This window comes from Candidatus Thiosymbion oneisti, from assembly GCF_900092655.1.
Taxonomy (GTDB): domain Bacteria; phylum Pseudomonadota; class Gammaproteobacteria; order Chromatiales; family Chromatiaceae; genus Thiosymbion; species Thiosymbion oneisti.
This window is the reverse complement of record NZ_FLUY01001081.1, coordinates 1-1,331: the sequence shown is the minus strand read 5'-3', so window position 1 is coordinate 1,331 and position 1,331 is coordinate 1. Positions and strand designations below refer to the sequence as shown.

Genomic DNA, 1,331 nt, shown 5'->3' with positions numbered 1-1,331 from the left:
TGGCGCCGCGATCGATTTGACGCCCGACGCGCGCAATCGCCGCTTAAGTTCCAAACAGAATGGCGCACTACACTAGCAGCCCTGGAGCGCCGACATCCTGTCGGCGTGGGATGTTGGGACCAATGCTTGGAACGGCAGGTTGGCCCTTCCCGACCAAAACAGGACATTAAGGTGAAACCGGATGCAACTCGGAAACAACAAAGTTAGAACACCACCGAACAGATAGTTTATCAAATCCGTGGCCCATAAAATAACAAGAGGTAATTGAAACGATGGAATCAACCAAAAAGCGGGTTGCGACTACGACTACTGTGATTTCGGGTAAAAGGGTTAAAGTTGCTACACTAGGCGAGGTAAAATCTGCTACGAAAAAAATCAAAGATCAATATGCCCGAGCTTTAGATAACTTGAAAAAAAGATGACCGAATTGGATGATTTAATACACCTGTCCGGGCATGAAATCAAGGCCATCCATGATTCGGTAGTTGAAAGCGGTTCAGGCTTGAAAGGATCGAGACCTGATTTGTCCGTAGAAGCGTTAGTCGGGCGTATTCACTCAAACCTGATCTATAATGTAGATACTCAAAACTTAGCTTCATCAGGATTGTCGAAAAAAAATTGATGCCTTTGCCGACGTGGTGGAATTGGTAGACACGCTATCTTGAGGGGGTAGTGGCGCAAGCCGTGCCGGTTCGACTCCGGCCGTCGGCACCAAATTACAAGCTGCGGTCGCCTAGCTACCGACTTCCAGCCGTGCATTCCCCCTACCCGCACCTGTAGACACTCCAAGAATGGTACGCCCAGCAGCCTCAGAGGCTGTCTAAAAACCAACCCATTGATGTTGCTTGATATGGAGTGACCAATCCGATCGCAATAACGCCCTTGATCCCCCCTCTCCCCAGCCCTCTCCCCCCAGGGGGCGAGGGAGCTAACCGGGTGAGTTCTTAGACAGTCTCTCAGCTTTTTAAAAAAATTCCACGCGATCATCCGGGACTTGACGCCTAGACTCTATCCGCAGATTACGCAGATTTTCATGGATTGTTTCATTTGTGGAAATCTGCGCAATCTGAGGATTAAAAAAGTTGGCTCTTTATGGATTCCGGACTGCTTTGGAGTGCGCCGGCAAAGCGGCGCGGCCCGAGTTAACCTCAGCCACGGGGGATACCAGCGGCGTTGGTCGGCAATCCGGGCCCTTAGGTTCCACATGCGCCGCGGCGACGGCGCTTTCCCCTGGCCGCAACACCCTTATACATTGCCAAATCCAAAGCGGCGGCAGGATGGTGCCACTTGCCGACCCCCGGCTTATGCTCAGGGCTGGAGGTTCCGGTAAG

1 protein-coding gene and 1 tRNA gene are annotated in these 1,331 nt (G+C 51.8%); both read left to right on the top strand.

Annotation, left to right across the window (positions count from 1 at the left end; translation table 11 throughout):
* The first annotated feature begins 418 nt into the window (after positions 1 to 418).
* A complete protein-coding gene (locus tag BQ17_RS20705; protein ID WP_141699235.1) occupies positions 419 to 622 on the top strand; it encodes a hypothetical protein in 204 nt (67 codons plus the stop codon).
* A 7-nt stretch (positions 623 to 629) separates the two neighbouring features.
* Positions 630 to 714: transfer RNA gene (locus tag BQ17_RS10980), tRNA-Leu, on the top strand.
* Positions 715 to 1,331 lie beyond the last annotated feature (617 nt).